The organism is Streptosporangium sp. NPDC002524 (assembly GCF_040295985.1).
Lineage (GTDB): Bacteria > Actinomycetota > Actinomycetes > Streptosporangiales > Streptosporangiaceae > Streptosporangium.
Genome location: NZ_JBEOWK010000002.1, coordinates 289,872 through 303,135 on the forward strand (window position 1 = coordinate 289,872; position 13,264 = coordinate 303,135).

Annotated in this window: 8 protein-coding genes; 3 read left to right on the top strand and 5 right to left on the bottom strand. The window is 73.2% G+C overall.

Features of this window, described 5'->3' with window-relative positions:
• Positions 1-87: 87 nt before the first annotated feature.
• A complete protein-coding gene (locus ABT053_RS03910; RefSeq protein WP_502991700.1) occupies positions 88-1,095 on the top strand; it encodes a glutathione S-transferase family protein in 1,008 nt (335 codons plus the stop codon).
• A gap of 254 nt (positions 1,096-1,349) precedes the next feature.
• On the opposite strand, the gene ABT053_RS03915 is transcribed toward ABT053_RS03910, so the two are convergent.
• The 5 genes from ABT053_RS03915 to ABT053_RS03935 form a co-directional block, all read right to left on the bottom strand.
• A complete protein-coding gene (locus tag ABT053_RS03915) occupies positions 1,350-2,777 on the bottom strand; it encodes a class II 3-deoxy-7-phosphoheptulonate synthase (RefSeq protein WP_350967325.1) in 1,428 nt (475 codons plus the stop codon).
• Between the two features lie 163 nt (positions 2,778-2,940).
• Complete coding sequence (locus ABT053_RS03920; RefSeq protein ID WP_350967326.1) at positions 2,941-3,513, bottom strand: anthranilate synthase component II; 573 nt, start codon at positions 3,511-3,513, stop codon at positions 2,941-2,943.
• Between the two features lie 211 nt (positions 3,514-3,724).
• Complete coding sequence (locus tag ABT053_RS03925; protein ID WP_350967327.1) at positions 3,725-5,182, bottom strand: anthranilate synthase component I family protein; 1,458 nt, start codon at positions 5,180-5,182, stop codon at positions 3,725-3,727.
• 39 nt (positions 5,183-5,221) lie between these two features.
• Positions 5,222-6,541: a cytochrome P450 gene (locus ABT053_RS03930; RefSeq protein WP_350967328.1), complete on the bottom strand. Its 1,320-nt coding sequence runs from the start codon at positions 6,539-6,541 to the stop codon at positions 5,222-5,224.
• 7 nt (positions 6,542-6,548) lie between these two features.
• On the bottom strand, positions 6,549-9,536 hold the full coding sequence (locus tag ABT053_RS03935; protein ID WP_350967330.1) for an aminotransferase class V-fold PLP-dependent enzyme: 2,988 nt from the start codon (positions 9,534-9,536) through the stop codon (positions 6,549-6,551).
• A 436-nt stretch (positions 9,537-9,972) separates the two neighbouring features.
• Between ABT053_RS03935 and ABT053_RS03940 the strand changes: the two genes are divergently transcribed.
• Positions 9,973-13,008, top strand: coding sequence for a type 2 lanthipeptide synthetase LanM family protein (locus tag ABT053_RS03940; protein WP_350967331.1), 3,036 nt, complete (start codon positions 9,973-9,975; stop codon positions 13,006-13,008).
• Positions 12,998-13,243 (top strand): hypothetical protein, encoded by a 246-nt coding sequence (locus ABT053_RS03945; protein ID WP_350967332.1) that lies wholly within the window; start codon positions 12,998-13,000, stop codon positions 13,241-13,243. The genes ABT053_RS03940 and ABT053_RS03945 overlap by 11 nt, the downstream gene beginning before the upstream one ends.
• Positions 13,244-13,264: the final 21 nt, after the last annotated feature.

Consider the following 13,264-nt stretch of genomic DNA (forward strand, 5'->3'; position numbering starts at 1 on the left):
AGTTGTAATGCCCCGGATGCCCGGATGCCCCGGCGCGTACGGGGAAGGTCACCGTCGGAGAGACCGACACGATTCCATGGAGCCGAATTGAGCGCAGAGTCCGAAGCAGAGTCCGAGTCCGTGATGTCTCCCAGCCACTTCGACGCCCGGATCACCGCGGATCCGGGCTCGGCCTGGCCCGTGGAGCCGGGCCGCTACCGGCTGGTCGCGAGCCGAGCCTGCCCGTTCGCCAGCAGGGCGGTGGTGAGCCGCAGGCTGCTCGGCCTGGAGGACGCGATCTCGCTCGCCCTCGTCGACCCCATCCAGGACGACCGGGGCTGGAACTTCGGCCTCGATCCCGGCGGCAGGGACCCCGTCCTCGGCTACCGCTACCTTAGCGAGGCGTATCTGGCCGCCGACGCGGACTACGACGGCGGGTTCAGCGTGCCCGCGATGGTCGACGTGGCCACCCGGCGCCTGGTGACCAACGACTTCGGCGTGATGACCCTGGACCTGGCGACCCAGTGGACGGCACTCGCCCGCCCCGGCGCCCCGGACCTGTACCCCGAGCCGCTGCGCGCGGAGATCGACGAGCTGAACGAGCTGGTGTTCCGCGACGTCAACGCCGGGGTGTACGAGGCGGGCATGGCCACCTCCCAGGAGGCGTACTCGCGGGCCTACGACGCCCTGTTCGCCCGCCTGGACACGCTGGAGGAGCGGCTGCGGACCCGCCGCTACCTGGTCGGGGACACGATCACCGAGGCCGACATCCGGCTGTTCACCTCGCTGGTGCGCTTCGACGCGGTCTACCACGGGCACTTCCGGTGCAACCGGTCGAAGCTGACGGAGATGCCGGCGCTGTGGGCGTACGCGCGTGACCTGTTCCAGACCCCCGGCTTCGGGGACACGGTCGACTTCGACCACATCAAGCGCCACTACCACCTCGTTCTGGACGAGGGCAATCCCCACCACATCGTGCCCGGCGGCCCCGACCTGTCCGGATGGCTCACCCCGCACGGCCGTGAGGGGCTCGGCGGCAGGCCGTTCGGGGACGGCACCCCGCCGGGGCCGCCGCCCGGCGCGGAGGCCGTGCCGCCCCGGGGACGCGTGGCCTGACGCGACCGTCCCGGCGTCCTCTGATCCGTTCTGTTCCGCGTGACATCCCGTGACCGGTCCTGAGGTTCCGGCCCGTTCTGTTCCGTGTGGTGTCCCGTGGCTGGTCCTGAGGTTTTGGCCTGTTCTTCGCGGTGTCCCGTGGCCGATCCCGAGCTCCCGTTCCCTGATCCGTCCCTGATCCGTCCCGGCTCCGGAGAGGCTGGGGCCGGGACGGATCAGGGTCAAGGTCAGGGGAGGGGAGGGGGAGTGCAGGGTCAGGCTGTGCAGTGCTGACGCAGCAGACGCGCCACCGCGAAGGCCAGCTCGATGGACTGACCGGCGTTCAGCCGCGGATCGCACGCGGTCTCGTACCGGTGCCCGAGGTCGACGTCGAGCACCTCCTCCACCCCGCCGAGGCACTCGGTGACGTCGTCGCCGCTCAGTTCGAGGTGGATGCCGCCGGGGAAGGTGCCCGCGGCCCGGTGCACGGCGAAGAACCCCGCGACCTCGCGGGTGATGTCCGACAGCCGCCTCGTCTTGTATCCGCTCCGCGAGCGGAAGGTGTTGGCGTGCATGGGGTCGCAGGCCCACACCACCGGCCGCCCGGTGGCGCGGATCTCGTCGACCAGCGGCGGGAGCAGGTCGAGCACCCGGTCGGCGCCCAGCCTGCTGATCAGCACCAGCCTGCCGGGCGTGTGGCCGGGGTCCAGCCGCTCGCACAGCAGCCGCAGCTCGGTGGGCGTGACGTCCGGGCCGATCTTCACCCCGACCGGGTTCGCGATCCCGGACAGGTACTCGATGTGCGCGCCGTCCCGTCCCCGGGTCCTGTCGCCCACCCACAGCATGTGGGCGCTGGTGCCGTACCAGGCCCCGGTCTCCTCGTCGGGCCGGGTCAGCGCCTCCTCCCAGCCGGGCAGCAGGGCCTCGTGCGAGGTGTAGAGGTGGTCCTGCGGCGCGCTCCGGTCCGTCCGCTCCCCGCCGCACGCGGCCATGAAACGCAGCGCCCACGCGATGTCGGCCGCGACGTCCTCGTGCTGCCGGGCCGCGGGGTTGCGCCGTACGAACTCCTGGTTCCAGGCGTGCACCTGCTCCAGGTCGGCGAAGCCCTCCTGCAGGAGGGCGCGCAGCACGTTCAGGGTCGCCGACGCGTGGTGGTAGGCGCTGCGCAGCCGCTGGACGTCGGGGGTGCGGGCGGCCGGGGTGGGGGCCGTGTCGTTGACGATGTCGCCCCGGTACACGGGCAGCTCGACGCCGTCGACGATCTCGGTCGGGCTGCTGCGCGGCTTGCCGAACTGCCCGGCGATCCGGCCGACCTTGACCACCGGCAGGCCGGAGCCGTAGGACAGCAGGATCGCCAGCTGCAGGATCAGCCGGAGCTTGCCGCGCACCCCGTTCTCGATGCAGGAGGCGAACCGCTCCGCGCAGTCGCCCGCCTGCAGGAAGAAGGCGCGGCCGTCCGCGACGCGGGCCAGTCCCGCGCGCAGGTCCTCGATCTCGCCGGGCAGTACCAGCGGCGGAAGCTGGGAGATCTCGTCGAGGACGCGGCCCAGCCCGCCGGGGTCGGCCCAGTCGGGTTGCTGGGAGATGGGCAGACCGCGCCAGGAGTCCGGGCGCCAGCCGGCCGGCGGAAGGTGCGCGCCGGTACGGGCAGGCGCCGGGACGGGGGCGGGGGCACCAAGGGTCGGAACATCAATCATCTGCATGCCGCTGACAACTCCTTCACCAGATCTGCGCGATCGCGCCCGCTCCGGGGGGACGCGTCGCGGTCGCCGTTCTCGGCCGCGGGAGGCACGAAGGCCACGGGAGCCACCGGGGCCGGGAAGGCCGGGGTGCTCCCGTCGCGTGCCCGCCTCCACGGCGGGCCGGTCATCCACTCCTCAGGAAGTTCGCCATGAGCCGCTTTCCCATGGGGGTGAGCACGGACTCCGGGTGGAACTGGACGCCGAAGGTCGGGTGCGACCGGTGGCGCAGTCCCATCAGCACGCCGTCGTCGGCCCACGCGGTGGGTACGAGCTCGTCGGGCAGGCTCGCCTGGTCCACCGTCAGCGAGTGGTATCGCGTGGCGGTGAACGGGTTGGGCAGCCCGGCCAGGACGCCCGTGCCGTCGTGCCTGATCGTCGAGGCCTTGCCGTGCATCGGGGCCGTCCGCACCACCTCGGCGCCGTACGCCGCGGCGATGCCCTGGTGGCCCAGGCACACGCCCAGCACCGGCATCTGGCCGGTGAGCGCCCGCGCGGCCGGTGCCGACAGGCCGGCCTCGGTGGGGCTGCAGGGGCCGGGGGAGATCACCAGCATGTCGTGACGGGCCAGCCCGCCGATCGTCGTCTCGTCGTTGCGGAACACCGACACCGCGGCGCCGAGCTCGGCGAGGTAGTGGACCAGGTTGTAGGTGAAGGAGTCGTAGTTGTCGATCACCGCCACCTTGGGGGTCGCGCTCATGTCGTGGCCTCCGTCTCGCGTGTCGCGCCTAGGGGCGCGTTCGTGGGGGTCGCCTCGCGTGCCGCGCCGGGCGGTGCGTTCGCGGCCTCCGTCTCGCGCATCGCGCCGGGCGGAGTGTTCGCGGTCTCTGCCTCGCGCGTCGCGCCGGACCGCGGGGTCGCGGGGGGCGTCTCGCGTGCCGCGCCGGACCGCGTGTCCGCGAGGGTCGCGCTCATGTCGCGGCCTCCGCCTCGCGTACCGCGCTGAACAGCGCGCCGGCCTTGTGCAGGGTCTCCAGGTACTCGGCGGTCGGGTCCGACTCGGCGACGATCCCGGCGCCCGCCTGGACGTACACCGTCTCGTCGGCGATCACCATGGTCCGCAGGCCGATGGCGAGGTCGGCCTTGTCGCCGACGCCGACGAAGCCGATCGCGCCGCCGTACACGCCCCGGCGCTCCGCCTCCAGCTCGGCGATGATCTCCATGGCGCGGATCTTCGGCGCGCCGCTCAGCGTCCCGGCGGGGAAGGCCCAGCGCAGCGCGTCCAGGCAGGTCGCCTCCGGCAGCAGCTCTCCGGCCACCGTCGAGGACAGGTGCATCACGTGCGAGAAGCGCTCGACCTCCATCAGGCGCTCCACGCGCACGGTGCCGGGGGCGCACACCCGGCCGAGGTCGTGCCTGCCCAGGTCCACCAGCATGACGTGCTCGGCGCACTCCTTGGCGTCGCCGCGCAGGTCCCGCTCCATCGCCAGGTCGTCGTTCGGGGTCGCGCCGCGGGGCCGGGAGCCGGCCAGCGGCTTGGTACGGGCGGTGCGGCCGTCGGTGCGCACCAGCAGCTCCGGGGAGGCGCCCACGACGTGGCGTCCCCCGCCGAGGCTCAGGTGGTACATGTACGGCGACGGGTTCACCGCGCGCAGGTGCCGGTACAGGTCCAGCGGGGTGACGCGCAGCGGCCGGGAGAAGCGCTGCGAGAGCACGATCTGGAACGCGTCGCCCGCGGCGATGTACTCGCGCGCCCGCAGGACCCGCCGTTCGAACTCCTCCCGGGTGACGTTGGAGTGCCACCCCTCGCTGTCCGGCGCGGTGCGCGGACGCGGCCGCGCGGCCCGGCCGACGAGCTCGGGGGCCGAGGGCGCGGACCGCAGGCACACGCCCATGCGGTCCAGCCGCTCCACGGCGTCCCCGTAGGACTCCCGGTCGGGCCGGAACAGCGTCAGCATCAGCAGCTTGCGGGTGGCGTGGTCGAACACCACCAGGTCCTCCGCGGTCATGAACGCCGACTCCGGCACCCCGGGCGCCGGGCCGTCGGGAACCGGCAGGCGCTCGAACCGGCTCGCGGCCTCGTAGCCGAGATAGCCGACGACACCGCCGTGGAACGGCGGCGCCCCGGGCACCGGGGCGGCCCGCGTCGTGGCGATCTCGTGCAGCGCGGCCAGCGGGTCGCCCACCGGCGGGTCCAGCAGCCGGGGCCGGTACCCGATGTAGGAGTACCTGCCGATGTCACCGCTGACGGGCACGCTCTCCAGCAGGAATCCGGTGTCGTCGGGGCCGCAGAGCCGGTCGAACACGGTGATCGGGGTCAGCGCGTCGGCCAGGAACTCCCGGTACACCGGGACGACGGCGTGGTCGCGCGCCAGGGCCGCGGCCTCGGCGCAACCGGGTACGGTGTCGAGGTCGAAGGCGGCACGCACGGGTGAAGCGTGTGAAGCGGGTGAAAGGGTCATCAGGGCCTACTCCTCGACAACGCATCGGGTCCGCTCGGGCGCCATGAAGATCCCCTGTTGCCGGGCGGCGGGGATCGGCCCGGTCGCGCGCATGCGGACCGAGGACAGCACCATCGCCAAGATCATGCGCATCTCCGCGCGGGCGTACCCGCGTCCCACGCAGGTGCGCGAACCCCCGCCGAACGCGCCCCACACGTAGGGGTCGACGGAGGCGTCCACGAACCGTTCGGGCCGGAACAGCGACGGGTCCGGGTAGAGGCCCGGGTCGCGCTGCAGCAGGTACGCGCAGTGGACCAGGAACGTCCCCGGCGGCAGCTCGTAGTCGTCGATCCGCATCGGCGAGACGACCATGCGCACCCCGTTGAGCGCCGAGACCGGGTGCAGCCGCAACGCCTCCATGATCGTGGCGTCGAGGTAGTCGAGGCCGCGGAAGTCCTGGGCGCGCACCGGGCGGGAGCGGAAGCGGTCGCCGAGCTCGTGGCCCAGCTCCTCACGCACCCGGTCGTCGTCGAGCACGTGCAGGAACGTCCAGGACAGGGTGTTGGCCGTGGTGGAGAAACCGGTGTACAGCAGGCTGAACACCTCGTCCCGTACCACCTCGTCGGTGAGGGTCCCGTCGCCCTCGGCGGCGTGGCGCAGCAGGGCGGCGAAGACGTCGTCCACGCCCGCCTCCGCGCAGCGGTCCAGGTGGCCGGGCAGGCGCTCGTCGACGAAGGCGCGGACGGCCCGGTCGGCCTCCAGGATCTCCTCGCGCCCGCACTCGGCGTTCTCCATGGGGAGCAGCAGCGCGGCGAGGGCGGCCTTGTCCTCGGCGTCCATCCCGCCGCAGACCACCTCGACGATGATCTCGCTCGTCAGCGCCTGCAACGCGGTGAACAGGTCGAACGGCACCCCTCGCGGCCAGCGCGCCAGGTGCGCGTCGACCGCGTTCGCGGTGATCGAGGCGTAGTCGCGGTTGCCGCTGAAGGCCGGGTGCAGCTGGGCGCGGCGCCTGCGGTGCATGGTGCCGTCGATGTAGCCGACGGACTCCTCCTCGGTGCCGAAGAACACCTTGTTCGCCAGGGCGCCGCTGGTCCGGTCGTCCGAGCCGTACATCACCTTGAGCTGGTCCGGCCGGGTCAGGAACACCCAGTCGCCGCTGTGCTCGACCGCGGTGAGGCCCTCGTTGCCCAGCGCGCCCAGGCGCAGGGTGAACACGTCGCCGTACCGCCGGGCCGTCCGCTCGACGCACCCGAAGGGGTCTCGTTCGAACGCGGCCAGCTGCTCGGCGACCGGCCCGTCCGGGCCGGGGGGAAGCTGTCGTACGGGGGTGGTGGTGGTCAACATCGTCCTCTCACTCCTCTCCGAGCCTGCGCAGGGCCCAGCGGACGTCCTCGACGAACTGGTCGATGACCCCCGCGTCGGTCTGGTGGTGCATGATGCACGCGCGGATCACCTGTCCTTCGTGCGGCAGCTCCGAGGTGGCCACGTAGATGTTGCCCCGGGAGCAGATCAGCTCGCAGGCCCGCTCCGTGAGCCGGGCGGCCTCGGCCGGGTCGTCCGCACACACTCTGAACGCCACCGTGGGCAGGTGCGGCTCTCCCCGCGAGACGATCTCGATCCCGTCCACCCCGGCCAGCCTCCTGGCCAGGTCCTCGGCGAGGTCGAGCTTGTCGTCGAGGCACCGCTCGAAGGCGTCGATGCCGTGCATCTTGATCGGCAGCCACGCGGTCAGGCCGCGGAACTCGCGGGTCAGCTCGGGGCCGTAGTCCATGAAGTCGGGGCGGTCGTCGTCCTGCGACAGTTCCGGAATGTAGGCCGCGTCGGGGATGGCGAACGCCTGCTTGAGCGTGCTCTTGTCCCTCACCAGCAACGCGGAGCTGCCGTGCGGCAGGAACAGCGACTTGTGGGCGTCGACCGCGATCGAGTCGGCCTCCTCGATGCCGTCCAGCAGCACCCGCCCGCGCCGGGTCAGGCGGAAGAAACCGCCGAAGCAGGCGTCGACGTGGAACCAGACGCCGTACTCGCGGCACAGCGCGGCGACGGCCCGCAGGTCGTCCACCGCGCCGGTGTTCGTGGTGCCCGCGGTGGCCACGACGCAGGCGGGCGGCGTGCCGTAGCGCAGGTCCCGCTCGATCATCTCGCGCAGCGCGGCGAGGTCCATGCGGTACGCGCCGTCGGTGGGCACGGACCGGTGTCCTCCGGCGCCGATGCCCGCCAGCCGCTCGGCCTTGGCCACCGAGAAGTGCCCCTGCTCGGAGACGTACACGGTCGCCCGGTGGTGCTGGTGCTCGGGGAGGCGTTCCAGCGCGCACCGCAGCGCCATGAAGTTCGCGATCGACCCGCCCGTGGTCAGGTAGCCGAACGAGCCCTCGCCGTACCCCATCAGCGAGCAGAACCAGTCGATGACGTTGGCCTCCAGCCGGGCGAACCCCGGCGCGGCCGCCCAGGCGCCCGCGAACCGGTTGAGGCTGCGGGCCACGAACTCGCCGACGGCCCCCTGGAACAGCCCGCCCGAGGGCACGTGGGCCATGAACCCGGGGTGGGGGTGCATCATCCCGTCGGGGAGCGCGGAGTCGAAGATCTCGTCGAGCAGGGTGGCGACGGCCGTGCCGTCGCGCGGGGCCCGCTGCTCGGCCCGCGGCGGCTCCGCGGCGGCGACCCGGTACCAGGCGGGGTGGTTGCCCTTGCTCAGGTCCTCGTGGAAGTCCATGAGACGGGACGTCACGACGTCGAGCAGCTCCTTCTGCTGCGCCGGGTCCAGGTGCAGATCCGTCCCCGTCCCCGCTCCACTCTCGGTTTCGGGTCGTTGTTCCGTCCGGGGGGCGGGGACGAGGTGGCCGATCTCCACCGCCCGGTGCCCGTTCAGCGGGGCGGGGCCGGGGTCGGTACGGCCGATCGCCTCCGCGTACGCCGCGATGATCAGCTCCATCTCGTCGGCGGGATCGTGGCGCGAGCACAGCTCGTCGAGCACCGCCCGGTGCCGCTCGTGGCGGGCCACCGCGTCCTGGTAGGGGGTGTCGGTGAACGCCACGGCGTGGTAGAGCGGCACGTACAGCCCGGGGTGCCGCAGGTGCAGCTCCTTCTCCAGCTTCTTGCGGGTCTGGAAGGCGACGTCCCCGCTGCGGTCCTTGAGCTCCGAGGCCATCGCGAGCGACAGGTCGGCGATGGTGTCGCCCGCGGGCCTGCGCCACTCGGTGTAGGCGGGCAGCGTGGCGGCGAGCGCGGCCACGGCGTCGTTCTCGGCCTCGCTCTCGCTCTCGGTCTTGGTGTCGGCGAGGTTGCTGTCGAAGAGGGCGAAGAAGGTGCGCACGTCCTCGAAGCTGCAGTTGATGCCCTGGCCGAAGAACGGCACCAGGGTGTGCGCCGAGTCGCCGATGAGCACGGTCCGGCCGTGGTGGTAGGGGTCGCACCGCACGGTCTTCAGCGGCGCGGGCGACCACTGGAGCACGTCCTCGGCGTACGAGGAGGCCAGGTCCACCACGTCGGGGAAGTGCTCCTCGAACAGCGCGCGCACGTCCTTCCGCGTGCGCACCCGGTCCCACCCGAGCCGCTCGCCGCCCTCGCCGTCGTCCCCTCCGGCCATCGGCATCCACAGGCCCGCCGTGTACGTGCCGTCCACGTTCGGCTGGGCCAGCAACATGAACTCGCCGCGGGGCCAGATGTGCAGCCCGTGCCGGGGGTGGCGCGGGCGCTCCGGGTCGCGCGCCGCGTCCAGCAGCGCGTGGCCGCCGCCGGCGAGAGCGGGGATGTGGATCTCCACGAAGCCGTCCGCGACGTAGTCCTGGGAGATCCGCATCTGCGCCCCGCGCCGGAACATCTCGTGACGGACGATGCTGTTCGCGCCGTCACAGCCGACCAGCAGGTCCGCGCTCGTCCGCACGATCCCCGCCCCGCCGTCCACGAACGTCGCCGACCCCGACGCGGGCTCGACGCCGATGCACTCGAACCCGAAGTTCAGCCGCGCACCGGCCTTCTCGGCCTCGTCGAGCAGCATCTCGTGCAGCAGGCCCCGCGGGATCGACAACAGGTGGTGCAGGTCGGGGTCGGTGCCGTAGGGCTGGCAGGACGTCGTCCCGTCCACGTGGTGGATGACCCGCTGCGGCAGCACGACCCCGTTGCGGTAGAGCATGTCCACGATGTGGGCGTCCAAAGAGGTCAGCCCACGTCTGGTCAGGGTCAGGTTGAAAGAGTGTCCTCGGGCTCCGGTGGCCAGGCGCACGTCCGAGCCACGCTCGTAGAGACTCACCTCGAATGATCGTTTCCGCAGTTCGATCGCCACCAGACAAGCGACCGGTCCGGCGCCGACGATCGTCACCCGCGCATCCCGGGCTGCCAGCATCGCGTCTCCTCCCCGTTCGATGGAGTCCTGTCAAAGCCTGAGATCGACGCTATGAGCGGCATCTCTCGCCGCCCTCTCGCCTTACTCTCCGTACCGGCGCGGAGCGGAACGAGAGACGAACGAGAGCACGACGAGGTAAACGAACAAGAGCACGCCGAGGTGAGCGGCCCGTGGCGTGCGCCGGGCCGCCGTCGCGGGGCACGCGCCGAGAGCGGGGGCTCACCGGGAACGGGCGCTTGCCGGGAACGGTGCTCATCGAGAACCGGGGTCTCATCGAGAGCGGGGCCTGTCGAGAACGGGGGCTCACTGAGAGCGAGGGCTCATTGAGAGCGAGGGCTCATCGAGAACCGGGGTCTCATTGAGAGCGGGGCTTGTCGAAAATATGGGGGCATCGCCCCCATGTCGCCGTTCGCGGTGATCGTCATACTTGACGGCTGTGAACTCCGCGAGCCCGTCCGTCGTCGCGCCGCCCCGGCCCCGGGACGCGGCCCTGTCGGACGCGGTGCGTCCGCTCGTCCGTCAGGCGGTGGAACGGCTGGAAGGTGGGGGCGGGGGCGCCTCGGTCCGGGAACGGTTCGCGGCGGACCTGACGGCCCGGCTCACGGGGATCGCCTCCCGCGTCCTGGTCTTCGAGCTGAACGCGCGGCGGGTACGCGGGGAGCTGCCCGGAGCCACGCCCGCCGAGCGGTTCGCCGCCTTCGTGGGCCGGGTGGGCGGCGAGGAGGGGCTCGCCGAGCTGCTGGGGGAGTACCCCGTCCTCGCCCGCCTGCTGCGCCAGGCCGCCGACCAGGCGGTGGAGGCGGGGCTGGAACTCCTGACGCGTTTCGCGGCGGATCGCGAGCACCTGCGGGAACTCCTGGGGGACGAGCCCGGGGACCTGGTGGAGTTCTCCGCCGCGGGCGACGGCCACCTCGGGGGGCGCGCCGTCTCCGTGGTGACCCTGGCCGGCGGCGCGAAGGTCGTCTACCGGCCGAGACCAGTCCAGGCTTATCTGCGCTTCGCCGAGGTGCTCGGCTGGCTCGACGAACGGCTCCCCGGTCTCGGCCCGCGCGTCCCGCGCGCGGTGCCGCGGGAGGGCTACGGCTGGACCGAGTTCGTGCCCGCCGGGCCGTGCGCGGACGCGGCCGGGGTGGAGCGGTTCTACACGCGCGCGGGCGCGCTGCTCGCCCTGCTGTACGCGCTGAACGCCATCGACGTGCACTACGAGAACCTCGTCGCCTGCGGGGACCGGCCGGTGCTGGTCGACGTCGAGACGCTGTTCCACCCGGCGCTGCCCGCGGAGGGGTCCGCCGACCCGGCGCTGCGCGCCCTGCGGGACTCCGTCCAGCGCGCCGCGCTGCTGCCGAGGATGATGGTCGGCGAGCGGGGCGCGCTGGACGTCTCCGGCCTGGGCGGGGACAAGGGCGGGGCGTACCCGTTCCCGGCCCCCCGGTGGGAGGAGGCCGGGACGGACACGATGCGGCTGGTGCGCGGTGTCGCCCGTTTCGCCGGAGCGGCCAATCGCCCCACGCTGAACGGGGTGGACGCCGACCCGGCCGACCACCTGCCGAGCCTGCTGGCCGGCTTCCGGCGCGCCTACGACGCCATCGCAGGGGGCCGCGACGAGCTGCTGCGCGGGCCGCTGGCGCGGTTCGGCCGGGCCGAGGTCCGCGTGCTGCTCCGGCCCACCCGCTTCTACGGCGAGCTGCTGACCGAGTCGACGCATCCGGACGTGATGCGGTCCACCGCCGACCGGGACGAGGTGTTCGGCCTGCTGGACGCCGTGTCGGCCGGTGACCCCGCGCGGTCGGCCGCGGTGCCGTCCGAGCGGGCCGACCTGTGGGCGGGGGACATCCCGTACTTCAGCGCGTTCCCCGGCGAGCGGGAGATCCGCGACGGCGCGGGCGGGGCACTGCCGTGGCGTCCCGGGGAGAGCGGGCTGGACCTCGTGGCCGCGAAGCTGGCCCGGCTGGGCGCCGCCGACCGGGAGAACCAGGAGTGGATCGTCCAGGCGTCGATGGCCGCCCGCCACCGGGGCGGGCGGCACGCGCCCGGCGAGCCGTCCAGGGCGCCGCTACCGGCCACGGTGCCCCGTCCGGCGGCGCTCCTGGCCGCCGCGCGGGGCATCGCGGACCGCCTGTGCGCGACCGCGCACCGCGACGGCCGTACCGTCAACTGGCTGGGACTGGAGCCGGTGGAGGACGGCCGGTGGACGATCATGCCGCTGGGCGCGGGGCTGTCCAGCGGGTACCTCGGCGTCGCGCTGTTCCTGGCGCAGGCGAGCCGCGCCACCGGGATCTCCCGCTACATGGACTTCGCCCGGATGGCGGTACGGCCCCTGCCGGAGCTGCTGGAGCGGATCGCCGCGCACGAGGCCCTGCTGCGAGCCGTGGGCTGCGGGGGGTTCGGCGGTCTCGGCGGCATCGCGTACGGCCTGTCGCACCTCGGCGTCCTGCTCGGCGACGCCGAGGTGGCGAGCTGGGTGGAGCCCGCCGTGGAGGCGGCGGGCGCGGCGGTCACCGACGAGGCGCCGCTGGATATCCACGACGGCCTGGCCGGGTGCCTGGCCGCGATGCTCGCCGTCCGGCACGGCCCGGGGGCGGCCGCGGCCGGGCGCGTGGCGGCGGCGTGCGCGGAACGCCTGGCGGCCGCGGCGTCCTCGGCACACTCAGCACACTCAGCACCCCCGGCACTTTCGAAGCCCTCGGCGCTCTCAGCGCCCTCCGCAGCCTCAGCGTCCTCGGTGGGGGAGCTGCCGCCGGGTTTCGCCTTCGGCGCCGCGGGCGTGGGGTGGGCGCTCCTCAGGTGGGGGCCGAGCGCGGACGGCGCCCGTCTGCTCACCCGCGCCGCACGGGCGGCGGAGGGCGACACCTGGTGCCACGGCCGGGCGGGAGCGCTCCTGGCCCTGTCCGATGCCGGCCTCCCGAACGACGACGTGGCCCTCTCCGGTGACGACGCCGCCCTCCCGGGTCATGACGCCGCCCTCCCGGGGCATGACGCCGCCCGCCGGGGTCGCGACGCCTTCCCGGGTGACGACGCCCCTCTCCGGAGTGGTAGCGCTTTCCTGGGTGGTGACGCCGCTCTCCGAGGTGGTAGCGCCTTCCCGGGTGACGGTAAAGCCTCGGGTGGTGATGCCCCGGGTGGGGACGCCGTCCTCCCGGGCGATCCGGCGGCGTACCCGGTCTCCGGCGTGCCGCTGGGGGGACACGGCCTGTGCCACGGCGAGGCGGGGCGGCTGGAGACGCTGAGCGCCCTCGCCCGGCGAGGCGACCCCGCGGCGCGGCGGTCGCTGCACCGCCACACCGGCAGGCTGCTGGCCTCGCTGGACACCCACGGAGCGCGGTGCGGTACCCCCCGCCACGCGTCGACCCCGGGCCTGCTGGACGGTCTGGCCGGTATCGGCCACGGTCTGCTCAGGCTGGCCCTTCCCGAGATGACACCGCCGGTGCTGCTGTTGCGGCCGGCCGACGAAGGAGAGACCCATGGACGCTGAGAACCGTTCGACCACCGGGGAGCAGGCCGCGTCGTGGCAGGACCGGCTGGGCGCCCCGGCCGGATCGATCATGATCAGGCTGGCCGGGGTGTCCCCGGTGACCCGCGCGCTGGTGCTGGCCGGCCTGACGACGGGGGCGACGATCGCCTTCGGCTCACCGGACACCGCGGCGCACACGGTGCTCGCCATGGGCGGGGACGAGACCATCGACCCCATCTCCATGAGTGCCCGCTAAATAGCATTTTTCGTGACATGA

What these genes read in the sequence shown, in the direction of transcription:
- ABT053_RS03915 (WP_350967325.1), bottom strand. Translation starts at nt 2,777, where the DNA reads ATGCAGATGATTGATGTTCCGACCCTTGGTGCCCCCGCCCCCGTCCCG.
- ABT053_RS03920 (WP_350967326.1), bottom strand. Translation starts at nt 3,513, where the DNA reads ATGAGCGCGACCCCCAAGGTGGCGGTGATCGACAACTACGACTCCTTC.
- ABT053_RS03935 (WP_350967330.1), bottom strand. Translation starts at nt 9,536, where the DNA reads ATGCTGGCAGCCCGGGATGCGCGGGTGACGATCGTCGGCGCCGGACCG.
- ABT053_RS03945 (WP_350967332.1), top strand. Translation starts at nt 12,998, where the DNA reads ATGGACGCTGAGAACCGTTCGACCACCGGGGAGCAGGCCGCGTCGTGG.
- ABT053_RS03930 (WP_350967328.1), bottom strand. Translation starts at nt 6,541, where the DNA reads ATGTTGACCACCACCACCCCCGTACGACAGCTTCCCCCCGGCCCGGAC.